At 68.0% G+C, this 24,160-nt stretch carries 22 protein-coding genes and 1 pseudogene; 13 read left to right on the forward strand and 10 right to left on the reverse strand.

Annotated features, from left to right (window positions below; all coding sequences use genetic code 11):
• Positions 1-64 precede the first annotated feature (64 nt).
• Positions 65-1,324, forward strand: a complete 1,260-nt coding sequence (gene serS / locus A5648_RS13935; protein ID WP_065025114.1) for a serine--tRNA ligase — start codon at positions 65-67, stop codon at positions 1,322-1,324.
• A gap of 354 nt (positions 1,325-1,678) precedes the next feature.
• On the opposite strand, the gene A5648_RS13940 is transcribed toward serS, so the two are convergent.
• Positions 1,679-2,236, reverse strand: coding sequence for a TetR/AcrR family transcriptional regulator (locus A5648_RS13940; protein WP_065025115.1), 558 nt, complete (start codon positions 2,234-2,236; stop codon positions 1,679-1,681).
• 151 nt (positions 2,237-2,387) lie between these two features.
• Here A5648_RS13940 and A5648_RS13945 point away from each other — a divergent pair, with 151 nt between their 5' ends.
• From A5648_RS13945 to A5648_RS13960, 4 genes are read left to right on the forward strand one after another with little or no spacing between them, the layout of a single operon-like run.
• Entirely contained in the window at positions 2,388-2,813 is a 426-nt protein-coding gene (locus A5648_RS13945; protein ID WP_065025116.1) for an MmpS family transport accessory protein, read from the forward strand.
• The gene (locus A5648_RS13950) at positions 2,810-5,755 is read left to right on the forward strand and encodes an RND family transporter (RefSeq protein ID WP_065025117.1); all 2,946 of its coding nucleotides are present in this window, start codon (positions 2,810-2,812) and stop codon (positions 5,753-5,755) included. Before A5648_RS13945 ends, A5648_RS13950 begins: the two co-directional genes overlap by 4 nt.
• Positions 5,755-6,087, forward strand: coding sequence for a DUF732 domain-containing protein (locus A5648_RS13955; protein WP_065025118.1), 333 nt, complete (start codon positions 5,755-5,757; stop codon positions 6,085-6,087). The genes A5648_RS13950 and A5648_RS13955 overlap by 1 nt, the downstream gene beginning before the upstream one ends.
• Positions 6,084-6,539: a DUF5078 domain-containing protein gene (locus tag A5648_RS13960; RefSeq protein ID WP_065025119.1), complete on the forward strand. Its 456-nt coding sequence runs from the start codon at positions 6,084-6,086 to the stop codon at positions 6,537-6,539. The genes A5648_RS13955 and A5648_RS13960 overlap by 4 nt, the downstream gene beginning before the upstream one ends.
• Before the next feature lie 4 nt (positions 6,540-6,543).
• Here A5648_RS13960 and A5648_RS13965 read toward each other — a convergent pair whose 3' ends face one another.
• Both A5648_RS13965 and A5648_RS13970 read right to left on the reverse strand, forming a co-directional pair.
• A complete protein-coding gene (locus A5648_RS13965; protein WP_065025120.1) occupies positions 6,544-7,104 on the reverse strand; it encodes a TetR/AcrR family transcriptional regulator in 561 nt (186 codons plus the stop codon).
• Positions 7,105-7,150: 46 nt separating this feature from the next.
• The gene (locus tag A5648_RS13970; protein ID WP_065025121.1) at positions 7,151-7,645 is read right to left on the reverse strand and encodes a DUF2834 domain-containing protein; all 495 of its coding nucleotides are present in this window, start codon (positions 7,643-7,645) and stop codon (positions 7,151-7,153) included.
• 80 nt (positions 7,646-7,725) lie between these two features.
• Here A5648_RS13970 and A5648_RS13975 point away from each other — a divergent pair, with 80 nt between their 5' ends.
• Entirely contained in the window at positions 7,726-8,310 is a 585-nt protein-coding gene (locus A5648_RS13975; RefSeq protein WP_065025122.1) for a TetR/AcrR family transcriptional regulator, read from the forward strand.
• Positions 8,311-8,377: 67 nt separating this feature from the next.
• On the forward strand, positions 8,378-9,937 hold the full coding sequence (locus tag A5648_RS13980; protein WP_065025123.1) for a phytoene desaturase family protein: 1,560 nt from the start codon (positions 8,378-8,380) through the stop codon (positions 9,935-9,937).
• A 1-nt stretch (position 9,938) separates the two neighbouring features.
• Here A5648_RS13980 and A5648_RS13985 read toward each other — a convergent pair whose 3' ends face one another.
• Genes A5648_RS13985 through A5648_RS14000 form a run of 4 tightly spaced genes read right to left on the reverse strand, consistent with a single transcriptional unit; the run spans position 9,939 to position 14,404 of the window.
• A complete protein-coding gene (locus tag A5648_RS13985; RefSeq protein ID WP_082966493.1) occupies positions 9,939-10,403 on the reverse strand; it encodes a hypothetical protein in 465 nt (154 codons plus the stop codon).
• 58 nt (positions 10,404-10,461) lie between these two features.
• Positions 10,462-12,441, reverse strand: a complete 1,980-nt coding sequence (locus tag A5648_RS13990; protein WP_065025125.1) for an alpha/beta hydrolase — start codon at positions 12,439-12,441, stop codon at positions 10,462-10,464.
• 59 nt (positions 12,442-12,500) lie between these two features.
• Positions 12,501-12,842, reverse strand: coding sequence for a hypothetical protein (locus A5648_RS13995; RefSeq protein WP_065025126.1), 342 nt, complete (start codon positions 12,840-12,842; stop codon positions 12,501-12,503).
• Entirely contained in the window at positions 12,839-14,404 is a 1,566-nt protein-coding gene (locus A5648_RS14000; RefSeq protein WP_065025127.1) for an MBL fold metallo-hydrolase, read from the reverse strand. Before A5648_RS14000 ends, A5648_RS13995 begins: the two co-directional genes overlap by 4 nt.
• Before the next feature lie 81 nt (positions 14,405-14,485).
• On the opposite strand from A5648_RS14000, the gene A5648_RS14005 reads away from it, so the two are divergent.
• Genes A5648_RS14005 through A5648_RS14020 form a run of 4 tightly spaced genes read left to right on the forward strand, consistent with a single transcriptional unit; the run spans position 14,486 to position 17,660 of the window.
• Positions 14,486-15,274, forward strand: coding sequence for a lysophospholipid acyltransferase family protein (locus tag A5648_RS14005; RefSeq protein ID WP_065025128.1), 789 nt, complete (start codon positions 14,486-14,488; stop codon positions 15,272-15,274).
• 7 nt (positions 15,275-15,281) lie between these two features.
• Positions 15,282-16,040 carry a lysophospholipid acyltransferase family protein gene (locus A5648_RS14010; protein ID WP_065025129.1) on the forward strand — a complete coding sequence of 253 codons (759 nt, stop codon included), beginning with the start codon at positions 15,282-15,284 and terminating at the stop codon, positions 16,038-16,040.
• Positions 16,033-16,827 carry a lysophospholipid acyltransferase family protein gene (locus A5648_RS14015; RefSeq protein WP_065025130.1) on the forward strand — a complete coding sequence of 265 codons (795 nt, stop codon included), beginning with the start codon at positions 16,033-16,035 and terminating at the stop codon, positions 16,825-16,827. The genes A5648_RS14010 and A5648_RS14015 overlap by 8 nt, the downstream gene beginning before the upstream one ends.
• Positions 16,827-17,660 carry a Cof-type HAD-IIB family hydrolase gene (locus A5648_RS14020; protein ID WP_065025131.1) on the forward strand — a complete coding sequence of 278 codons (834 nt, stop codon included), beginning with the start codon at positions 16,827-16,829 and terminating at the stop codon, positions 17,658-17,660. The genes A5648_RS14015 and A5648_RS14020 overlap by 1 nt, the downstream gene beginning before the upstream one ends.
• On the opposite strand, the gene A5648_RS14025 is transcribed toward A5648_RS14020, so the two are convergent.
• Positions 17,657-19,312 (reverse strand): N-acetylmuramoyl-L-alanine amidase, encoded by a 1,656-nt coding sequence (locus A5648_RS14025; protein WP_065025132.1) that lies wholly within the window; start codon positions 19,310-19,312, stop codon positions 17,657-17,659. The genes A5648_RS14020 and A5648_RS14025 overlap by 4 nt on opposite strands.
• Positions 19,313-19,457: 145 nt before the next feature.
• Entirely contained in the window at positions 19,458-20,315 is an 858-nt protein-coding gene (locus tag A5648_RS14030) for a hypothetical protein (protein ID WP_065025133.1), read from the reverse strand.
• 334 nt (positions 20,316-20,649) lie between these two features.
• On the opposite strand from A5648_RS14030, the gene glf reads away from it, so the two are divergent.
• Complete coding sequence (gene glf, locus A5648_RS14035; protein ID WP_065025134.1) at positions 20,650-21,861, forward strand: UDP-galactopyranose mutase; 1,212 nt, start codon at positions 20,650-20,652, stop codon at positions 21,859-21,861.
• Positions 21,858-23,750 carry a glycosyltransferase gene (locus A5648_RS14040; protein WP_065025135.1) on the forward strand — a complete coding sequence of 631 codons (1,893 nt, stop codon included), beginning with the start codon at positions 21,858-21,860 and terminating at the stop codon, positions 23,748-23,750. The genes glf and A5648_RS14040 overlap by 4 nt, the downstream gene beginning before the upstream one ends.
• A gap of 186 nt (positions 23,751-23,936) precedes the next feature.
• On the opposite strand, the pseudogene A5648_RS25105 reads toward A5648_RS14040, so the two are convergent.
• Positions 23,937-24,160: pseudogene (locus A5648_RS25105) on the reverse strand (phosphatase PAP2 family protein); the annotation flags it as partial.

The following is a 24,160-nucleotide window of genomic DNA, read 5'->3' on the forward strand; positions in this document are numbered from 1 at the left end:
CAGGCGCCCACGCGTGACAAATGATGCGAAAGTGATGCCACCGGCGGAGTTGTAGGGTTGCGCCGTGATCGACCTGAACCTGCTGCGTGAAGACCCCGACCGTGTCCGCCGCTCTCAGGTGGGCCGCGGTGAGGACCCGGCCCTGGTGGATGCCCTGCTGGCCGCCGACACCGCGCGGCGTTCGGCGATCGCGGCGGCCGACAACCTGCGCGCCGAACAGAAGGCGGCCAGCCGGTCCGTCGGCGCGGCGTCGCCCGAGGAGCGCCCCGTCCTGCTGGCGCGGGCCAAGGAGTTGGCCGAGCAGGTCAAAGCCGCCGAAACCGCCCAGGCCGACACCGAGGCGACGTTCGCCAGTGCGCATATGGCGATCCCGAACGTCGTCATCGACGGGGTACCGCCCGGCGGGGCCGACGACTTCACGGTGCTCGAGGTGGCCGGTGAGCCGCCGGCGATCCCGGACCCGCGGGACCACCTGGCGCTCGGCGAGTCGCTGGGCCTGATCGACATGGGCCGCGGCGCCAAGGTCTCCGGCTCACGGTTCTACTTCCTGACCGGTGCCGGTGCGCTGCTGCAGCTCGGTTTGCTGCAGTTGGCGCTGCGGGTCGCGGTCGACAACGGCTTCACCCCGATGATCACTCCGGCGCTGGTGCGGCCCGAGATCATGTCCGGCACCGGGTTTTTGGGCGCGCACGCCGAGGAGGTGTACCGGCTCGAGGCCGACGACCTCTACCTGGTCGGCACCTCCGAGGTCCCGCTGGCCGGGTATCACGCCGACGAGATCCTGGATCTGTCCGGCGGGCCGCTGCGCTACGCGGGGTGGTCGTCGTGTTTCCGCCGGGAGGCCGGCAGCTACGGCAAGGACACCCGCGGCATCATCCGGGTGCACCAGTTCGACAAGGTGGAGGGCTTCGTCTACTGCCGGCCCGCCGAGGCCGAGGCTGAGCACGAACGGCTGCTGGGCTGGCAGCGCGAGATGCTGGCGCAGATCGAGGTGCCCTATCGGGTGATCGACGTCGCAGCCGGCGACCTGGGCTCGTCGGCGGCGCGCAAGTTCGACTGCGAGGCCTGGGTGCCGTCGCAGGGCACTTATCGGGAGCTGACCTCGACGTCGAACTGCACCACCTTCCAGGCGCGTCGGCTGGCCACCCGTTACCGCGACGCCAACGGCAAGCCGCAGACCGCCGCGACGCTCAACGGCACGCTGGCCACCACCCGCTGGTTGGTGGCGATCCTGGAGAACCATCAGCAGCCCGACGGCAGTGTGCGGGTGCCCGCCGCGCTGGTGCCGTACGTCGGGGCGGAGATGCTGGAGCCCTCGCGCTAGGTCTTCGCGCCGGTAGTGCCGGTTGATCTTTCAGCCGCTGTGACCCGGGGGCAGGGGTGGGAAGCCCCACGCCCAAGCTCGGGTATGTGATTGTTGCCCGCCTTTCAGCGACAACTCGCGTTATGTCGGGTTGGCGGCGTGGTCGGGGATCACCGTTCGTGTTCGCTGCAGTGGAGCTGAGAGGACTTGGCGCCCTTTCGTGGACGGCCGATGCTGCGCGGGCCCTGGCGGGTGCAGCTGGCGGGGTCGGACCAGGGCGCGGCGGTTGTCGCTCAAAGGCGGGCAACGATCCATATGGTGCCGGCGCCGGGCTCCACAGGCTCTGGGGCGAACGGCTTGTCCTGGGCGTCGTCGTCAGGCGGCGATGAGCCGGCGCGAGCAGTCCAGCAGCAGCCGGTGCAGTTCCTCGTCGGGGATGTCGCAGACGGCGGGATCGGCTGCCGCACCGAAGATCCCGGGCACCAGTACGGCAATCGCGGTACGTGAGGCCGGGTCGGGTTCCGGTCCGGTCAGGATCTCCTGCAGGCTTCCGAAGGCGTCCCGGAACTCGCCGATGGTCTCGACCACCTCGGCGATCGCGGGATCGGTGTGCACCAGTGCAGTGGTCCGGCGGTGTCGTACGGCCAGCTCGATCATGCCGCTGATGGTGGCCTCGCGCCGGACCTCCTGGGACGGGATGGCCGCGGCGATCCGGACCACGCGGGTGATGTCTTCGAACACCGGGCGGAACACGGTGACGACGATGTCGGCCTTGGACCTGAACTGGTAGTACACCGCCGAGGTGTTGACCCCGAGCCGGTCGGCGATCATCTGCAGCGTCGTGCCGCTGACCCCGTGCTCGGTGAACAGTGCCCGTGCGGCGTCCAGCACCCGGTCGCGAGCGAACCCGCGCGTTGCCACCGTCTTCGTCACCGCATGCCTCCTGCTGTCCGTCGGGACGACTCAGCGATGTGAGCCGCGTCGCCAAGACTAATTGACATATCACTTGATTCAACTTTATTGATCGTATAACTTCCCTTTCGGCCATGCTCAACCAGAGACGATCGGTGGAAGGGAGCACCCGATGAGGCTGCTGAAGCGGGCGTGGATGCCACTGCTCATCGTGGTGGTGGTGGTGCTCGGGACGATGACGGTGCTGCGGATGCGCACCTACTTCGGCGGCGAGAATTCCAACCTCATCAGCACCAAGGTCGACGACACCAAGCCGTACAACCCCAAGGTCGTCACCTATGAGGTCTTCGGTGAACCCGGCGCGACTGCGGACATCAGCTACCTCGACCTCAACAGCAGGCCGCAGCGCGTGGACGCCGCGACGCTGCCCTGGTCGGTGACCCTGAGCACCACGTTGTCCGCGGTATCGCCGAACCTCTACGCGCAGGGCAAAGGCTCCACCCTGGGCTGCCGGATCAGCATCGACAACGAGCTCAAAGACGAGAGAACCACCACCGGCGCCAGCGCCCTGACCTTCTGCTTGGTGAAATCTGCATGAGCACTTCCACGGACAACTTCCCCCCCGAGGCGCCGACCGAGGTCATCCCGGCTGTTGCTGACCACGCCAAGCCCGGCCGGATTGCCAAATGGATACGGCGGCTGGCCATTCCGAGCATTCTGAGCTGGATCGGGATCATCGTCCTGGCGAACGTGACCGTTCCCCAGCTGGAGAAGGTCGCCGAGATGGCCGCGGTCCAGATGACCCCGGACGAGGCGCCGTCGATGATCGCGGTCAAACGTCAGGGCGAGGTGTTCAAGGAGTTCACCTCCAACAGCTCGGTCATGCTGGTCCTCGAGGGCGACGAGCCGCTGGGTGCCGATGCCCACCACTACTACGACCAGATCATCGCCAAACTCAAGACCGACACCGCTCACGTCGAACACATCCAGGATTTCTGGGGTGATCGCCTCACCGCCGCGGGAGCCCAGAGCCCGGACGGCAAAAGCGCCTACGTGCAGATCTATACCGCGGGCAACCAGGGCGAGGCGCTGGCCAACGAATCGGTCAAAGCGGTCAACCAAGCAGTCGACAGCGTCACCGCACCGCCGGGCGTCAAGGCCTATGTGACCGGTGGCGCGGCGCTGGCCGCCGATCAGGACAAGGCCGGCACCCGCAGCATGCATGTGATCGAGTCGCTGACCTTCGTGGTCATCATCACCATGATGCTGATGGTCTACCGATCCATCACCACCGTGGCGTTGGCGCTGGCGATGGTGGTGACCGGGCTGGCGTCGGCCCGGGGCATTGTGGCATTCCTGGGCTATCACGGGCTGATCGGGCTTTCGCCGTTCGCCACCAGTCTGCTGGTCACCCTGGCGATCGCGGCGGCCACCGACTACGCGATCTTCCTCATCGGCAGATACCAGGAAGCTCGAAGCGCCGGCCAAGACCGGGAACAGGCGTACTACACCATGTTTCGCAGCACCGCCCATGTGGTGCTCGGCTCGGGCATGACCATCGCAGGCGCCACGCTGTGCCTGCACTTCACCCGGTTGCCCTACTTCCAGTCACTGGGGATTCCGCTGGGGATCGGCATGACCATCGTTGTGATCACCTCGCTGACGATGGGGTCCGCCGTCATCGTGGTGGCCAGTCGGTTCGGCACCCTGCTGGAGCCCAAGCGCGCCGACCGGGGGCGCGGCTGGCGGAAGATCGGTGCGGCCGTAAGCCGTTGGCCGGGACCGATTCTGATCGCGGCCACCGCAGCAGCCCTGGTCGGCATCCTGGCCCTGCCCGGATACAAGCCCGGTTACAACGATCGCGCCTACATGCCTGCGGATCTACCCGCCAACCAAGGGTTCCTGGCCTCGGACCGGCACTTTCCGTCCGCGCGGATGAACCCCGAGATGCTCATGATCGAAACCGACCATGACATTCGCAACTCCGGGGACTTTCTGGTGATCGAGCGAATCGCCAAGCGAGTCACCGGGGTGGAGGGAGTGTCCCGGGTTATGTCCATCACCCGGCCGCAGGGCATTCCGATGGAGCACTCCACCTTCGGCTACATGCTCGGCATGCAGGCCGTCAGCCAGGACATGACCCGCAAGTTCAATGACGACCGCACCACGGAGATGTTGGCCCAAGCAGAGGAGATGCAGGTCAACATCGATACGATGACCAAGATGATCGAGCTCATGGAGGAGATGAACGCCACCATGGGGCGCATGGTGGGCAAGATGCACCTGATGGTCGACGACATCGAAGAACTACGCGACAAGATCGCCGACTTCGACGACTTCTTCCGGCCGATGCGCAGCTATTTCTACTGGGAACCACACTGTTTCGACATTCCCGTCTGCCACGCGCTGCGGTCGGTCTTCGATGCCATGGACGGCGTGGACACCATGACCGACAACTTCAAGCAGATCGTCCCGGACATGGACGCGATGGCCGCCCAGCTGCCGCAGATGCTCACGCTGATGCCGCCGATGATCCAGATGATGAAGAACACCAAGGCGATGATGCTGACCACGTATGCCACCCAGAGCGGGCTGGCCAAACAGGCGCAGGAAGCCCAGGGAGATCCCGCCGCGATGGGGGAGGCCTTCGACAAGGCCCGCAACGACGACTCGTTCTATCTGCCGCCGGAGATCTTCGACAACGCCGAGTTCCAGCGCGGCATGAAGAATTTCGTGTCGCCGGACGGGCACGCCGTGCGGTTCATCGTCAACCACGAGGGCGATCCGCTGAGCGCAGACGGCATCAAACACATCGATGCGATCAAGCTCGCCGCCAAGGAAGCCATCAAGACCACCCCGTGGGAGGGCTCGAAGATCTACGTCGGTGGTACCGCCGCGATGTTCAAGGACATGCAGGAGGGCTCCAATTACGACCTGATGATCGCCGGCGTCGCGGCGCTGTGCCTGATCTTCATCATCATGTTGGTGATCACCCGTGCCGTGGTGGCCGCGCTGGTGATCGTGGGCACGGTGGTGGTATCACTGGGCAGCGCCTTCGGGTTGTCGGTGTTGCTGTGGCAGAACATCATCGGTCTGCAGGTGCACTGGATGGTGATGGCCATGGCGGTGATCATCCTGTTGGCGGTGGGTGCCGACTACAACCTGCTGCTGGTTTCCCGCCTGCGGGAGGAGATCCACGCCGGGCTGCACACCGGCATGATCCGGGCGATGGGCGGCAGCGGGTCGGTGGTCACCGCGGCGGGATTGGTGTTCGCCTTCACGATGATGACGATGGCGATCAGTGAACTGCGCGTGATCGGTCAGGTCGGCACCACCATCGGTTTGGGGCTGCTGCTTGACACCCTGATCATCCGCTCGTTCATGACGCCGTCGATCGCGACGCTGCTCGGCAAATGGTTCTGGTGGCCGCAGGTACCGCGGCTGCGGCCCAAGCCCTCTCCCTGGCCGGCGCCGTTGCAGCGCAACCCGCGCGACGAGCTCGTCGGGTCCGGTGGTGGAGCGCATCGGGGAGGTTGGTGATGAGGTTCGGAGCCGTGGCCGCCGTGGCAGGTGTGTCGGCGGCAATCCTTTTCGCAGTGCCCGCGCACGCCGATGTCGACACCGATTTCGCCAGCCGGTTACACGGTTACGGGATCTACGGGGCGCGTGACTACAACGCCTGGATCGGCAAGCTCACCTGTAAACGGTTGACCAACGACGTCGACCACGACGCTCTCGAATCGGCGGCCTTTGTCGGCAAGAACGTCAAAGCTGCTGACTCCCAGCAGGCCTGGCAGTTCGTGGGTGCGGCGTTGAGCACCTACTGCCCCGACAAGCTGATCGTTCTGGAACAGGCTGGAGCTACCCGATGAAGCGCAACCCCTGGCATTACGCGATACGGGCTCTAGCGGTAGCGCTGTTGTCCGGTATGGCTGCGGCGGGGACTGCGTCGGCGGATGCGACGGAGAACTTCCCGATTCCCAACCGGATGCTGCACACTAGCTGTACCGCCGAACAGATCCTGGCGGCCGCCCGCGACGTCGCACCGGTCTACTACGAGCGCTACATGATCGACTACAACAACAAATCCCCGCAGGTCCATGAGGCGGTGCAGGACCGGATCCACTGGTTTTACGGGATGGATTACCCGGGCCGGCGCGCCTACTCGGAGAACCTGGCCACCGACATCTACTACGAGAAGCTCGCTTTCGCGTGGCCGAACTGGTCCAAGCTGTTCTTCAACAACCACGGCGTCGCGGCCCGGACCACCGACGTGTGCGAGCAGTACCCCGCTGCCGACATGGGCGTGTGGAACTGGACCTGACCGTTTAAGTCAGTGGTGCCATCACCCGGCGTGCGGTGGCCAGCAGGATCTCGTGGAGCTCCTCGTCGGCGATGTCCTCGAGTTCCGGATCGGCTGCCGCGGTGAAGGTCCCCGCCATCAGCGCCGTGGTGATGACGCGGGCCGCCGCATCCGGCTCGGACCCCTGCAGGATCGCCGCCGCATCCTGGCCGGCGGCCATGAAGTCATCCCGGGACCGCACGGCGTACTCCACGGCGCGGTCGTAGAACAGGAAGGTGAGCCGGCGGTATCGCACCGCGAGCTCGACCACCCCGCTGACCGTCACATCACGCTTGCCCTGTTCGGTCGGCATCGCCTCGGCGATCTTGATCACCCGGGCGATGTCGTCGAACATCGGTTCCACCAGGGCGACGACGATGTCGTCCCTGGACCGGAATTGGTAATAGACGGCAGGTTTGCTCACGCCCAGCCGGTCGGCGATCATCTGCATCGAGGTGCCGCCCACGCTGTGCTCCATGAACAGGGCCAATGCCGCCTGCAGCACCCGCTCGCGCGCGGATCCGCGCGGCGCCACCGGCTTGGCCACGACATCCCTCCCGTCGTCGCGGCCAGCCTATCGCGCGGCGCTTTCGCTAGAGCCCTGCCACGACCCGCGACGTTGGAGCCGGGGCGTGGCGGCGCTGGCGTTCCATGGTGGCGAAGTAGAACGCGTAGGCGAACGCGCAGCTGGTGAACAGGCTCGAGACGAAGTACAGCCAGGGGCGCCGCAGCCCGCGCCGGTAGCCATCCACGATGGTGAACAGCGGCAGCAGAATCACGTTGATGATGGTGTAGTCCTGGCTGGCCGAGCCGGCCGCCGGGTTGGTGAACATCAGCTGGATGTACTGCGTCCAGCTGCCCGGCCCCCAGATCGGATTGTGGTTGGGGCCGTGCGCGTATTCCTGGACGAACCGGATGTTGAAGTACCAGCCCAGCACGATCGAGGCGATACCGATCGCGTAGTACACGATCTCCAAAAGTGAGAAAGCGTTGCCCCCAGTGGGTTTCGCGAAGACCGCACGGTTGGACGCCACGATCCACCAGATAGTCGCCAGGCCGAGCACCGCATGCACGATGAGCGAGATCATGCGGTCAGTCTCACCACGCGCCGCAAGTTTTGTCAATAATGACATTATTGGCCTACTCGCGCTGGGGTACCTTTACCGCCATGCCCAGAGCGCCCCAGACCGCCCGCAGCGAACGCACCCGCGAAGCGTTGCGCCAGGCTGCGCTGGTCCGCTTCCTGGCGCAGGGTGTGGAGGACACCTCCGCCGAGCAGATCGCCGCCGACGCCGGGGTGTCATTGCGAACGTTCTATCGGCACTTCACCTCCAAGCACGATCTGCTGTTCGCCGACTACGACGCCGGACTGCAGTGGTTCCGCAGCGCCCTGGCCACCCGCCCGCCCGCCGAGCCGATGATCGAGGCGGTCCAGGCGGCCATCTTCGCCTTCCCCTACGACGTCGAGGCAGTGACCCGTATCGCCGCACTGCGTGCCGAGGAACTCGATCCGGAGCGGATCGTGCGCCATATCCGCCAGGTGGAGACCGATTTCGCTGACGCGGTGGCCGAGCGGCTGCGGGCCACCGCGGCGAACGAACCAGCTGACCCGCTGCGCGTGGCCGTGACGGCCCGCTGCATCGCGGCCGCCGTGTTCGCCGCGATGGAGGTCTGGATGCTGGGTGCGGACCGCTCACTGGCCGAGCTGGCCCGAATGTGCCGTACCGCGCTGGACTCGCTGGGTGATCTCTAGTTACGTCAATATTGACAAAACTATCCACGCATGCCAGCGTTCCCGGAAAGCGGGAAGGGGCGGATGAATGACCGATTACGACGCGATCGTCATTGGCGCCGGACACAACGGCCTGGCCGCGGCGCTCATCCTGCAGCGCGCCGGACTCCGCACGCTGTGCCTGGAGGCCGGGCGCTACGCCGGCGGGATGGCCTCCACGGTGGAGCTGTTCGACGGCTATCGGTTCGAGATAGCCGGCTCGGTGCAGTTCCCCACATCGGCCGCGGTCAGCGCGGAGCTGGGCCTCGACGGTCTGGAGAGCATCGACCTCGAGGTCATGTCGGTGGCGATGCGCGGCGTCGGTGACGACCCGCTGATCCAGTACACCGACCCGATGAAGCTGTTCACCCACCTCAGTGAGGTGCATGGCGCCGAGGCGGTCAACGGCATGGCCGGGTTGCTGGCCTGGAGTCAGGCGCCCACCCGGGCGCTGGGTCGCTTCGAGGCGGGTCGGGCGCCGAAATCGCTCGACGAGATGTATGCCTGCGCCGCCAATGAATTCGAGCGATCGGCCATCGACGACATGCTGTTCGGGTCGGTCACCGACGTGCTGGATCGTTACCTGCCCGACCGGGAGAAGCACGCGGCGCTGCGCGGCTCCTTCACCGTGCTGGCCGTCAACACCCTCTACCGCGGGCCCGCCACCCCCGGCAGTGCCGCGGCCCTGGCCTACGGCCTGGGTGTGCCCGACGAGAACACCGTGCTGATGAAGAAGCTGCGCGGCGGAATCGGCGCGCTCACCGGGCATTTGCGTGACACGTTCACCGGCCTGGGCGGACAGCTTCGGCTGCGCACCGCGGTCGCGGAGATCCTTGTCGCCGACGGGGCGGTCAGCGGCGTGCGCACCGAGTCCGGCGACACCGTGACCGCACCGGTGGTGGTGTCGGCGATCGCGCCCGACGCCACCGTGACCGGGCTGCTGGACGCGGCTGCGGTTCCAGACGACGTCCGCGCCCGCTATGCCCGCACCGACCACCGCGGGAGCTATCTGCAGATGCATTTCGCGCTGGACGAGGCGCCGGTGTTCACTACGCCCTACGAGGCGCTCAATGACCCAGCGATGCAGGCCTCGTTGGGAATCTTCTGCACGCCTGAGGAGGTGCAGCAGCAGTGGGAGGATGCGCGCCGCGGCATCGTCCCGGCCGATCCGACCGTGGTGCTGCAGATCCCGTCGCTGCACGATCCCGAGCTGGCCCCACCGGGCAAGCACGCCGCGTCGGCGTTCGCACTGTGGTTCCCGATCGAGGGCGACGGCAACTACGGCGAAATGAAGGCCGAGATGGGCCAGCGAGTGATCGACAAGATCACCAGGCTGGCACCGAATTTCGAGCGCAGCATCACCCGCCACACCACCTTCACGCCACGCCATATGGGCACCATGTTCGGGGCGCCCGGCGGGGACTACTGCCATGGTCTGTTGAACCCCGACCAGATCGGGCCCAACCGGCCCGGGCCCCGGGGCTTCGTCGGGCAACCGCTACCGGTCGAGGGACTGTATCTGGGCAGCGCGGGCTGTCACGGCGGTCCGGGGATCACGTTCACCCCCGGCTACAACGCCGCCCATGCGGTGCTGGCGGACCGGAACTAGGTCAGCCGGCCAGCTCACCGGCGATGTCCTGGCGGCCCAGCCCACCGCGGCTGCGCTGATCGGTCAGGTTGCGGCATTCGCCGTAGATATCGATGCTGCCGAAACGGGGATGGTCGGGCTCGGGTGCCATGATCGCCATCAGCTGTCCCTGGTGCAGCACCCGGCCATACGGCATCTTGCCCGCCGGTGGACCCTCATCCCAGCCGAGCCGGGTCATCACCGCCGCGACGTGGTCGATATAGGCGTGCTTGTCGGCGTCGGCCGGAAACGTAAAGACCACCTCGGCGACGCCGCGGTAGGGCGCCTCGTTCTGGTCGTTGCAGGATTCGAACCGAAACGAGGCGGTGAAATCGCGCAGGTCTGCGCCCTGCACGATCGCCTTGGCCGGCTCGACGACCTGGGCCCGGGTCTGTTCGTCGGTCAGTTCCGGCCCTTCGAGTTCGCTTCGCCGGTCGTGGGCAGACATCGCGCACCCTCCTATCAGTGCCGTCGCAACCAGCGCCACCGCCCGGCGCCAGGTGCGGTCAGCGGTATTGGTGATCATCGGTGATCGTTGCTGGTGCACGTTTGCCTTCCGGGTCGATGAGTGCCGGGGTGCCGGGGATCCGGGTGTCCACGTGCGGCAGGTCGACCTCCCCGAGGAACGGGACGTGGACCTTCTCCGGCAAACCGATGTGGGCCTGGCGGCGGCCGTCGGCGATCAGGCCCCCGTCGGCCAGTGACTGCCCCCTGTCGGCGGCGATGTCGGTCATCGCCCGCAAGGATTCACTGCCCACGTCGTAGTAGCGGGAGTGATCGCCGAACGCCAGCCCCTGGTGACCGACCGCCTCGGCCCGAAAACGCACCGAGCCGAAGGAATCGCCGGCCGGATCGGTGCCCAGCCCGGCCATCTCGCCCAGCGGGTGGTGCATGGTGTGGTTGATGAAGTCCGGCGCCAGCCCGGACTGGCCCAGCCACGACACCGGGTCGCTGGAGGCCGCGCCGACGTAGACCTGGCCGCCGTTGAGATGAAAATCGGCGGCGCTTTTCGCCACATCCGTTCCGGGGCAACCGATCAGCACCGCGTCATTGGCGTGCATCCCGCTGTTGGCGAACGCGTCGGCCACCGTGGTGGCGCCGTAGGAGTGGCCGATCACCGTCACGTGCGAGGACAATCCGGTGTCGTGGGTCGCCGACAGGCCGTTGACGTCAGCGGCCAACAGCTCGCCACCGTCACGCGCCAGCCAGGGCGTGGCGATTCGCAGATCTGCCGGGCTGTCCGGGGCGTCGTAGCCCATCCAGGCCAGCACCGACGTCGACTCACCGGGATTGGCCAACCGCATCTGGTCGTAGAGGTTGGTGGCGTCGCTGCTCGCCAGCCAGCCTTGCTGCACGCTGTTGCCGGTGCCGGGAACCACCACCGCGGTGTTGGCGGCATGGTCGGGGTTGCCGAGCGCGACCGCCGCCGTGCCCTGACCGTTGAACGCCGACGGGTCGTACGCCCACAGCAGGGCTTGACGCGCGGTCGTGCCGTCGGGGTTGACCTTGCCGGCCATGTGCTGCAAACCCTTTTCGGTCTGCACCGCATTGGCATAGCGGGTGGCATCACCGGCCGACAGGCCGTAGACGCCGGGGTTGCGCAGCACGTCGTCGACGGAGACGCCGCGCAGGTTGGCCAGGTCGCGCACCCGGTTGAGGTCGTCGTGCATCACCGCGAGGTTGACTTCGTTGCGGGCGTCGGCGGGAATGCCGTTGAGGTTGCCCAGGCCCGGGTCGTGCTGCGCGAGATAGGCCGCGCGCTGCTGCGGGGTCAGCGAATTCCACCAGTTCGTGACGGCCTGCGGGTCGGTGTCGGACGGGGGGATCGGCATCAGCGGATCACCCAGCGGCGAGGTGGGCTGGTCGAGGTTTTTGACCAGCCCCGGGTCATAGCCCTCGGCGCGCAGCCGGGCCTCGGCGGCGCGCAGCGCGCCCAGGTAGCCGTCGCGGACGACCTTGATGCGGCGCAGCGTCTCTTTGGTGTCGTCGATCGCCGCCTGCTGCAGGTCGTGGATCTGGTCGTGGACTCCCTGGCGCTGCTCGGCGGTCAGATCGGGGCTTTTGTCCACCTCGAGCCAGTGCGTCAGGTTGGTGTCAATCGCCTGAAGGACGGTCTCGAGCTCGGAGATGCACGCCGCCGACGACTTCTGTGCTTCGGCCAGCGCCGCGGCGATGCTCTCCAGATCGGCGGCGATCTTGGGCAGCTGCTCGGCCTGCACTCCCAGCGAGGTGGTGACCAGCTGCACCTGCGCGGAATCGTTGATCGGATGATCGCCGTTCTCCCGGTTCCAGGCGCCCTCGAACCGCTTGCGGGCCTGCTCGAAACTGGCATCGGCTTCGGCGGCGGAGCTCCCGGCGTGGTGAAATGCCTTCGCCAGACCGTCGATCTGGGCCGGCCGGCCGTGCTGCAGCGCGGCGTTGATCGCCCACGGATCACCGCCGGCCTCGGCGACCAGCAACGGAATGCTGATCGACTCCAGGTGCACCGATGACCCCTTTAGCTTGCGCGGCGATCAACGCTACCACCGCGGTAGCCGGGGTCAATTCAGTTCGGGTTCGCCCCCGCCAGCAGCTCGTCGAGCAGCACCCGGAACGTTTCCGGGTCCGCCGGGGTGAACGCCGGCCGCGGCCAATGGTTGTCGTGCAGATCCAGGGTGATCAAGGTGGATCGCAGCGGCCGCTTGATGTCCAGCGGCAGCCAGCGGCGCAGATCCGAGCTGCCCCACAGCCGGAAGCGGTGAGTCAGCGCGCCCAGCGGTTCGGCGCGGTAGCCGCGAATCGCCGACAACGGGATCACCTTCGAGGTGCCGGAGGGAAAGTGGTAGCGGCGCAACGTGATCGCCCTGCCGTCCAGGGCGATCAGGCCGTCGTCGTAGGAGCCGCTCACAGCTTCTCGCAGCGCAGCTCGTGGCCCTTGGCGGTCAGGCAGCGGCCGGTTTTCAGATCCCACTGCCAGCCGTGCTGATTGCAGGTCAAAGTGTTGCCCTCGACCACCCCGAACTTCGACAGATCGGCTTTCATGTGCGGGCAGCGGCGCTGAATCTGCCAGTCGCCCAAGGTGATCGTCGCCGAGTCGTCGTGGCTCTCCCCGAACCAGCCGTCGGCGTAGACGATCCGATCCTCGGTGAGGCACTTGAAGAACGTGTAGAGGTACTCGTTGTAGCCGCCGACCCGCCAAGCCTTGAATCGGGTCGACAAGAAGATGGTGTTGACCCAGTCGGGTTCGCCGTCGCGCAGCACGGTGCGCACCAGCTCGGGCGGGATACCGAAGCCGTAACGGAACTTCTCGCCCGGAACCGGTTCGCGCACCATGCGTTTCGGGAAGTCCAGCACGACGGTTTCGCTATGGGCCCCGCTTTGATCCGACCCGTCCAGCACCAGCTCCACCGGATAGCCGATGCCGTCGCAGATCTCGTTGCTCTTGGCCATGATCGGCTCGAACAGCGCCCGCAGCGGCTCCAGCATCGCCGGCCCGGCAGCCGGCGCCCAGGACGCCTTCTCCGCGGCCAGCACCGGCGCCATCCGATCGGCGTAGGCGGCGATGTAGTCGGCCTTGCCGGAAGTGAAGATCGCCTCGACGTCGTCAACCGGGTGGGTCAGCGAATCCAATTGTGCCCCGGCGAACGTCGCAGATGACCCGGGGATCATCAGCAGTCCGCCGTCGTGGCCGTTGCGGCGCAGCTGATCCAGGAACACCATCTCGTCGGGGAAGATGTTGGCCGGATCGCCGTGGTCGTCGTTGAGGTAGCGCAGCTCGGGATCCAGAAAGCACGGTGGGCCGGCCGACGGCACCACCCACCGGGCGTCGACGTGCGCGACGTATTGGCGGGCGCGGTCCATCTGCCGTTGCCGCTTCTGGATGCCGAACGCCTCCTTGGCCCGCTCCGGCATGTCGTAGACCATCGGGTACCAGATCGCCCCGGAGTACTGCAGCAAATGCACGTCGATGTTCTCGAACGCCTTGAGCACGTCCAGGTCGATCGGGCGCGAGTCGTTCATGTTGAAGACGGTGGTCGCACCGTCGGAAACCACCAGCCCCGAGTCGCCGATCGGGCCGTCGGCCGGGGCACGCAGCGCGATGATCATCACGTCGAGATCGCCCTTGGGGCCGCTCACGGTGTGCCGCACCGAGTCGGTGGTCTCGAAGAACCGGTGGAAGCCCAGCTTCTCCAGTTCGGTGCGCAGATCCGGGACCGGATAGTCGGGCAGCAGCACCACCGCGTCCTTGCTGACGTGGGCGGCCAGGTGCCGCGGGTCGAAGTGGTCGTGGTGCAGATGCGAGATGTAGAGGTAGTCGCAGTCGCCCAGGGCGTCCCAGTCCAGCGTGGAGTTGTCCGGGAACGGGAACCACGACGCGAAGTAGGCCGGGTTCACCCACGGGTCGCACAGGATGCTGCCCGCGGCGGTCTCGATCCGGAAGCCGGCGTGTCCGACGCTGGTGACCCGCACTGGTACCTTCCCGACGCTGTAGCAGATTCCTCCCGAGCTTAACGGCGGCACGGCCGGCGGCATCGCCTAGGCTGGACGACTGTGGAGCCGTGGTACGGGAGCGTCGCGACAACCGCCCGCACGTTATGGCGCTTTCAGGGGGTGAAGATCACCGTCACCGGCGCGCAGAACATCCCCGCCAGTGGCGGCGCCGTGGTCGCCATCAACCACACCGGCTACCTCGACTTCGCGTTCGCCGGCCTGGCCGCCTACGACAACAAACCGCGGCGCCGGGTGCGGTTCATGGCCAAGAAGGAGACCTTCGACAACCGCTTCACCGGCCCGATCATGCGCGGCTGCCGGCACATCGCGGTCGATCGCGGTCAGGGCGCCGACGCCTACGCCTCCGCCGTCGATTACCTGCGGGCCGGGGAGCTGGTCGGGGTCTACCCGGAAGCGACGATCAGCCGCAGCTTCGAGCTCAAGGAGTTCAAGAGCGGCGCCGCCCGGATGGCACTCGAGGCGCAGGTGCCGATCATTCCGCACATCGTGTGGGGCGCCCAGCGGGTCTGGACCAAGGACCACCCCAGACGGCTGGGGCGCTCCAAGGTGCCGATCTCGGTGGCGGTCGGCGAACCGATACCGCCGACGCTGCCCGTCGAGGACTTGCGGGATCTGCTGCAGACCCGCATGCAACACCTGCTCGAGCAGACCCAGGACGCCTATCCCGAACACCCGGCCGGCGAGTTCTGGGTGCCGCACCGCCTCGGCGGCGGTGCCCCCACCCCGGCCGAGGCGCTGCGGCTCGACGCCGAGGAAGCCGCCCGCAAGGCCGAGGCGCGGGCCGCCCGGGACCCGCAGCCGCCGACTGCGACGGGCGCCGCGGAGTAGCCCTGGCATGCAGCCGGTTTTTCGTGCGCTGGAGCTGACAGCGGTGACCGCGGTGAAGGTCTCCGGCGCCCGCATCGACTTTCGCGGCCTGGAGCACATCCCGGCCGAGGGCGGCGCGGTGATCGCGATCAACCACACCGGCTACGTCGACTTCCTGCCCGCGGCGCTGGCGGCCTATCGTCGGGGCCGGCGGATGCGGTTCATGATCAAGGCCGAGATGCAGCAGGTGCGGGTGGTGAATTACCTGATCCACCACACCGGCACCATCCCGGTCGATCGCGGCGCCGGATCCGACGCCTACCGGCACGCGGTGGCCGCGCTGCGCTCCGGCGAGGTGGTCGGCGTCTACCCGGAAGCCACCATCAGCCGCAGCTTCGAGCTGAAGGAGTTCAAGTCCGGGGCCGCCCGGATGGCGCTCGAGGCGCAGGTGCCGATCGTCCCGCTGATCGTGTGGGGTGCCCACCGGCTGTGGACCAAGGATCATCCGCGGGCGCGGCTGATCGGCAGCCGGATCCCGATCACCGTGCTGGCGGGCCCGCCGCTGGCCCCGGCCGGCGACGCCGCCGGCCTCAGCGCCGCGTTGCGTGCGCAGATGGCGCCGATGCTGGCCGGCGTCCAGCAGGACTATCCGCACCCGGCGGGCCAGTACTGGGTGCCGCGGCGCCTGGGCGGTACCGCCCCCACCCCGGCGGAGGCCACCGTCCTCGACGAACGCGAACTGGCGCAGCGGGCGGCCCACCGAACACGGAGCGCCGAGGATGGCTGAACCCTTCTTCCGCACCCTGGAGATCGTGATCCCGGCGCTGGTGAAGGCCAACGGGCCGCACCCGACCTTCGAGGGCCTGGAGAACATTCCCGAACGCGGCGGGGCGGTGCTCGCTCTCAACCACACCAGCTACCTGGACTGGTATCCGGCCTCGATGGCGGCCCTGCAGCGCCGCCGCCGGTTGCGGTTCATGATCAAGGCCGAGATGACCGAGGTGCCGGTGATCAGCTACGTGATCAAGCACATCAAGCTGATCCCGGTCGACCGCTCGGCCGGGGCCGGCGCCTACGACGTGGCGGTGCAGCGGCTGCGCGAGGGTGAGCTGGTCGGGCTGCATCCCGAGGCCACCATCAGCCGCAGCTTCGAACTGCGCGAGTTCAAGACCGGCGCCGCCCGGATGGCCCGCGCCGCCGGTGTCCCGATCATCCCGGTCATCGTCTGGGGCATGCAGCGGGTATGGACGAAGGATCACCCGAAGAACCTGTGGCGCAACCACGTTCCGGTGCTGGCGAAGATCGGCCGGCCGATGGCCGCCACCGGTGACGTCGAGGCGACCACCGCCGCGCTGCGTGAGACCATGGCCGCCATGCTCGACCAGGCGCAACTGGAGTACCCGCACCCCGCCGGCGCGTACTGGGTGCCGCGGCGGCTCGGCGGCGGCGCCCCCACCATGGCCGAAGCCCTGGTGATGCGCGAAGCCGAACTGGCCGAACGCGATCGCAAGCGGCTCGAGCGGGCACAGCGGGGCCGGCTGCGGCGCACGCTGGCCGGACTGAGTCGGCGCTGATGGAGTACCCGGTTCCCGCGCTGATCGCCAGCGACGTCGACGGCACCCTGCTCGACAACACCGAGAACATCACCGCGCGCACCCGGGCGGCGGTGCACGCGGCCGTCGACTCCGGCGCCGGCTTCATTTTGGCGACCGGGCGCCCACCGCGCTGGATCGCCCCGGTCGTCGACGCGCTCGGCTTCGCCCCGCTGGCGGTCTGCGCCAACGGGGCGGTCCTCTACGACCCCGACACCGACCGGGTGATCTCGGCGCGCACGCTGTCGGCCGACAGCCTGGTCAAACTGGCCGAGGTCGCCGGACGCGTCCTGCCCGGCGCGGGTTTGGCGGTGGAACGCATCGGCGAGCGCGCACACGACGCGGCGACGCCGCAGTTCGTCAGCTCACCGGGCTATGAACACGCCTGGCTCAACCCGGACAACACCGAGGTCTCCCTGGCCGACCTGCTGTCCCAGCCGGCGATCAAGCTGCTGATCCGCCAGGCCGGGGCGGCCAGTGCCGACATGGCGGCGCAGCTGGCGCCGCATATCGGCAGCGCCGCGGAGATGACCTATTCCACCAACAACGGGCTGGTCGAGGTGGTGCCGGCCGGGATCACCAAGGCCACCGGCATCGAGGAGCTGATCACGCCGCTGGGAATCGGCATCGATCAGGTGGTGGCCTTCGGCGACATGCCCAACGATCTGCCGATGCTGCTGGGGGCGGGCCATGGCGTGGCGATGGGCAACGCGCATCCCGAGGTGCTGGCGGCGGCTGCCGAGATCACCGCGCCCAATACCGACGACGGCCTGGCGCGGGTGCTGGAACGGTGGTGGAACCCCAGCGGGGGTTAACCGATTTCCAGCACCCGGGAGAAGCGCTCCAGCTGCACCGGCGGGCCCTCCGGCGGGGGTGGCGGCAGCTCTTCGGCGTTGCCGTCGATAACCCGGACGACGCTGCCGCTGGCCCGGTTGTAGTTCAGCGTGCCGTGCTGGAAGTTCTGCCCGATCCACTCCGGTTCGGGGATCTCGGCGCTGGTGGGCAGCCCCAGCATGCCGCGCTCGTAGCCCAGCGACGCCCAGGCGTCGTAGATCGCCCCGGTGATCGGCTGGGCGCCGGTCTCCGGTGACCAGTACACCGCGCCGTGCTCGAAGGTCGCGTACTTGGTGGAACCCTCGCCGATCGCCTCAGGCGAGGTGACGGCGCCGAGCAGGCCCTCCGGGCCGCCCAGCTCCAGCCAGCGGGCGTGGATGGCGCCACCTTGCATCGTCCGGGCGAGGTCTTCCGGTCCCGGGGGGTCACCGAATCGGGCCGCGATCTCGCGGATCTCGTTGAGCGCCACATACCCCTGCTCGCCGGGGCACTCGGTCGCGTCGAGGTCGCGGTGGCCGATGATCGCCGGCAGCGTCAGCTCCGAGCCGCGGGGAACGTGGGTGAACGCGCCGCCGGCGGAGGTCAGGTGCACGGTGCCGCGCGGGTCGGCGAGGTCCAGGCCCAGCCGCCAGCCCAGCAACCGGCCGACGGTCTCGAGCTGAATCGGCGGGGGAGGCGCGTCGTCGAAGGTGCCGATCATCGACACCCCCCAGGTGTTCTTGTTGAACCCGCCGGCGTGGCTGCCCACGATGCCCTTGGTGACGCCGCCGGCCCGGCCCTCGAACACCTGGCCGTACTTGTCCACCAGCGCGTTGTAGCCGATGTCGCACCAGCCCAGGGTGCGGGTGTGGTAGGCGTAGATGGCCCGGATGATCTCCGCCGAGTCCTCGGGGGAGTAGTCGTTGGAGCCCGCGGTGTGATGCACCACCGCGGCGTGGATCGGGCCGCTCTCCGCCGGCTTGCCGCACCGCCCGCGGGCGCCGGCACCCCATTGGCTGCGCGGAATGATGTTGGGCGGCTGTCCCGGCGCCAGGGCCGCGCTCGGCGGCGACCACTGCGCGTCGACCGGGGCTTTCGGGGGGGTGATCAGCACCGCGGAGATGTTCTGGGCGAACGGCTGGGCGGCGGTGGCCGGGATGTAGCCCAGGTCGGGTTTGGGCTGTTTCGGCGGGGTCTGCTGCTTGGCCGGAGTCTTCGCCTGGGCGGCTGGGCCCTGCCGGGTGACCGCGATCTGCACCGCTGTGGTGCGCCCGACGAAAACCGGCTCGGTCCCGTCCGGCCCCGGGGCGTCGGCGGGCCGGGCCGGCGACGCATGTTCGGTGACCTCGTGGGCGGTGGCGTACCAGGGCCCCCAGGAGCCGTCGGAGCGCTTGGCGCGGATCTTCGCCGAGGTGCCGCTGAGGTCGGCGCCGGTGAGCGCGACCATGGTGAACGGCTCGTCCTGGGTGATCTCGCGGACGGTGACGCCGGGCTCCAGGTCGGGCAGCGGCTGCTGGTTCAGCTTGGTCGCGGCGGCGCTGGGTGTCTCGTCCGTCGGAGATCCCGATCCATAGCCCAGTGCCCACGGCAGGATCAGCACGGTCGCGACGGTAGCGGTCAGCTTGATCGTCGGCGGGGGGCGACGGGTTGGCACGTGCTGATGTTACGTATGTGTCTCGTGTTGTTAGTGATGCGACACGCGACCCTGGGGGCCGGCCGAATTGTTAACGGCACCGCAGAGTCCTCCGTTGCCCTGGCGGGCTGACTCTGCGGTGCCGTTAGGGAAACAGGCTCCTGGGTCAGGGGACCGGGACCGCAGCCGGTGCGGCCGCGGCGGCCGGGGCGGCACCTTGCGCGGCCTGCGCGATGGACGGGATCACCACACCCTTGAGCAGGTCGATGGCCTGTCCGGCGCCCAACTGGTTGGCCGCACTCATCAGGTCGCTGACGACTCCGCCCTTTTCCTCCGGCATGCCCATGCCCAGCGACGGGTCGCCGAGGATCGGGTAGGTGCCGTCCAGGCCCGGGTCCAGGCCCACCGGCGAGGTGAGCGGGTCACCGGAGCCCAGCAGACCGGTGTCCGGGCTGGTCAAGCCGGGACTGGTCAGCCCGGGGCTGGTCAGCGAAGAGTCGGACAGCGACGGCGTGGTCAGACCGGGTGAGGTCAGCCCGGGGGTGCCCAGCGACGGCGTGGTCAGGCCCGGCGTCGTCAAGCCCGAGGTGGTGGACACGCCCGGGGTGCCCAGCGGCGGCGTCGACAGTGACGGCGTCGTCAGTGAGGGGTCGGTGAGCCCCGGGGTGGTCAGGCCCGGCGTCAGGCCCGTGGGCGAGGTCAACCCCGGCGAGGCGGGGTACAGCCCCGGCGAGGTAAGCCCCGGTGAGGCGGGGTAGGCGCCGGGCATCGAACCCGTCCCGCCCCCGAAGCCCGGCACCGGCGGGAGGTTCACCCCGAACTGGGACAGCCCTTGGGTGAGGGCTGAGATGAGCTCATTGGGCAGGTCGGCCACCGACGCGGCCGCGACGAAGTCGCGCTGCTGCGGGGCGTCCTGGCGGGCGGCCAGCTCGGATACTGCGACAACTGCAAACGGACTCGCGACTGCCAGGGCGGCGACTGCGCTCATGGTGGTCGAGAGCCTGCGTCGACGTCGGTTCGGCACGGAAGTCTCCTCAATATGTTTTGCCCCTCGGTCCCGATCTCGCCGAGGACCCCCAGAGCGTTTACTGCCTACCGGATCGACGGTACGCGTGTGACTGATGTGAATAGAGTGACGAGATCGAATCGTGAGGAAACCGCGACCAACCCTTCGTCGGCGTCGCTATCCCGGCCGGGCGCCGAGATTGGACTGGTGCAGGGAATTCGCGCGTTTTGCCTGCGTGAGCGCAATCTCGCGGTGCCGGCGGCGCTGCGAGGGGCCGCCCGGTCGGCTGGACGGCGGAAGTGGCGGGGCGCCGACGCTGCTCACGGCCGCTGTTCAGATACCCTTGGCGCCGATGACTTCACCTGCTAGTCGCTACGACCTCTATGTTGTTGGTTCTGGATTCTTCGGCCTGACCATTGCCGAGCGCGCAGCCACGCAGCTCGGCAAGCGCGTCCTGGTCGTCGAAAAGCGCCACCATATCGGCGGCAACGCCTACTCCGAGGCCGAGCCGCAGACCGGCATCGAGGTCCACAAATACGGCGCGCACCTGTTCCATACCTCTAATAAGCGGGTCTGGGACTACGTGCGGCAGTTCACCGACTTCACCGGCTACCAGCACCGGGTCTTCGCCATGCACGACGGCCAGGCCTACCAGTTCCCGATGGGGCTGGGCCTGGTGTCGCAGTTCTTCGGCCGCTACTTCACCCCCGACGAGGCCAGGGCGCTGATCGCCGAGCAGGCCTCGGAGGTGGATACCAAGGAGGCCGCCAACTTCGAGGAGAAGGCGATCAGCTTGATCGGCCGCCCGCTCTACGAGGCGTTCGTCAAGCACTACACCGCCAAGCAGTGGGAGACCGACCCCACCGAGCTGCCGGCGTCCAACATCACCCGGCTGCCGGTGCGCTACACCTTCGACAACCGCTACTTCAACGACACCTACGAGGGACTGCCGGTCGACGGCTACACCGCGTGGCTGCAGAACATGGCGGCGCACGACAACATCGAAGTCCGGCTGGACACCGACTGGTTCGACGTCCGCGACGAGCTTCGGGCTGTCAGTCCGGATGCCCCGGTCATCTACACCGGGCCGCTGGACCGCTACTTCGACTACGCGCAGGGCCGGCTCGGTTGGCGCACCCTGGACTTCGAGCTCGAAGTGCTCGACACCGGTGACTTCCAGGGCACCCCGGTGATGAACTACAACGACGCCGACGTGCCCTACACCCGCATCCACGAGTTTCGGCACTTCCATCCGGAACGGTCCTACCCGACCGACAAGACGGTGATCATGCGCGAATACGGGCGATTCGCGCGCGACGACGACGAGCCGTACTACCCCATCAACACCCCCGACGACCGTGCCATGGTCGAGGCCTACCGCCGGCTGGCCAAGGCCGAGATGGAGTCGGCGAAGGTGCTTTTCGGCGGGCGGCTGGGCACCTATCAATATCTGGACATGCACATGGCCATCGCCAGTGCGCTGAGCATGTACGACAACGTCCTGGCGCCGTATCTGGCCGAGGGCGTTCCGCTGCACGAGAACAACAGGGAAAACAACCGATGACCAAGGCCAAGAGTTCGCGTGCGGTGAGCCGACTTTCGCGGATCATCCTGCCCCGCCACGGTGAGCCGCTGGACGTCCGCAAGCTCTACATCGAGGAGTCGGAGACCAACAACCGCCGGGCGCACCCGCTCACCCGCACCAGTCTGGAGATCGGCGAGGAGTCGGAGGTGTCGTTCGCGACGTACTTCAACGCCTTCCCGGCTTCCTACTGGCGCCGCTGGTCGATCCTCGAGTCGGTGGTGCTGCGCCTGGAACTGACCGGTTCCGGCCGTGTCGACGTCTACCGTTCCAAGGCCACCGGTGCGCGTATCGCGGTGGACGGCAAGCCTTTCGGATCCGTCGATGGCAGTGGCGCGCCGGCGATCATCGAGTTCGAGGTCGGCCTGCAGCCGTTCGAGGACGGCGGTTGGATCTGGTTCGACATCACCACCGACAGCGCGGTCACCCTGATCGGCGGGGGCTGGTACGCGCCGGTCGAGGCGCCCGGGCGCGCCGACGTCGCCGTCGGCATCCCGACCTTCAACCGGCCGGACGACTGCGTCAACGCGCTGGCCGCGCTCACCTCCGACCCGTGCGTCGACGAGGTGATCAGCGCGGTGATCGTCCCGGATCAGGGCACCCGCAAAGCGCGTGACCATCCGGGATTCCCGACGGCGGCCGCCGCGCTGGGTGACCGGCTGTCGATCCACGACCAGCCCAACCTCGGCGGCTCCGGCGGCTATAGCCGGGTGATGTACGAGGCGCTGAAAAACACCGGCTGTGAACAGATCCTGTTCATGGACGACGACATCCGCATCGAGCCGGACTCGATCCTGCGGGCACTCGCACTGAACCGGTTCGCCAAGACGCCCACCCTGGTGGGCGGGCACATGCTCAACCTGCAGGAGCCGTCGCACCTGCACATCATGGGCGAGGTCGTCGACCCGGGCGTGTTCATGTGGACCAACGCCCCGCACACCGAGTACGACCACAACTTCGCCACCGACTCGCTGGCCGAGACCCCCGAGCTGCACCGGCGCATCGACGTCGACTTCAACGGCTGGTGGATGTGCATGATCCCGCGGGCCGTCGCCGAAGAGGTCGGCCAGCCGGTGCCGTCGTTCATCAAGTGGGACGACGCCGAGTACGGGTTGCGAGCCGGCAAGCACGGCTACCCCACGGTCACCCTGCCCGGGGCGGCGATCTGGCACATGGCCTGGAGCGACAAGGACGACGCGATCGACTGGCAGGCCTACTTCCACCTGCGCAACCGGTTGATGGTGGCCGCACTGCACTGGGACGGCAACATCGCCGGCCTGATCCGCAGCCACCTCAAGGCCACGCTGAAACACCTTGCCTGCCTGGAGTATTCGACGGTCGCCGTGCAGAACAAGGCGCTCGACGATTTCATGGCCGGTCCCGAGCACATCTTCTCGATCCTGGAGTCGGCGCTGCCGGACATCCACGCGTTGCGCAAGACCTATCCCGACGCGGTAGTGCTGCCCGCGGCCAGCCAGCTGCCCGCCCCGTCGAAGCGCCGCAAGCCGATGCGCCCGCCGGTGCAACCGCTGTCGATCGGCTACCGGCTGGCCCGCGGCATCGCCCACAACCTCAAGGCCACCGCGCCCGAGCACCATCAGCGCCCGCAGCTCAACGTGCCCACCCAGGACGCCCGGTGGTTCCTGCTGTGCACCCAGGACGGCGTCACCGTGACCACCGCCGACGGCCGCGGCGTGGTCTACCGGCAGCGCGACCGGGAGAAGATGTTCACTTTGCTGCGCGAGTCGCTGCGCCGCCAGTACCAGCTGGGCCGCCGCTTCGACGACCTGCGCCGGGCCTACCGGCGGGCACTGCCCACACTGGCCAGCAAACAGCAGTGGGAGACAGTGCTGTTGGAGAACCATGACTGAACCGCTGGCCGGCCCCCCGCACGGCGAGAACGCGGTGCTCGTCGCCGTGCAGTCGGCGCTGACGGGCCGTACCGGGGTGCTGACCACCGCGCGTGCCATGTCGCACTTCGGTGAGCACAGCCTGGGCTGGCTGGCGGTGTCCGCGCTCGGTGCGCTGGCCCAGCCGCGACGGCGCCGGGCCTGGCTGACCGCAGGGGCGGGGGCGTTCGTCGCCCACGCGGCCGCCGTGGTGGAGGTGGCGTGTGCCGAGGGGAAACTCAACCGGCTCGGGGTGGCCACGTTGACCGCGATCGCCGGATGGTGTGGGCGCTCGCGGCGGACCACCCGCTTGATCACCACGGCGGCCGCGTGGGCGACGAACGCCCCCGCCCCTGCGGTCAGCCAGGCCCGGCGCCGTCGCGGCTGGGCCA

Source organism: Mycolicibacter sinensis, assembly GCF_001673565.1.
GTDB classification, from domain to species: domain Bacteria; phylum Actinomycetota; class Actinomycetes; order Mycobacteriales; family Mycobacteriaceae; genus Mycobacterium; species Mycobacterium sinense_C.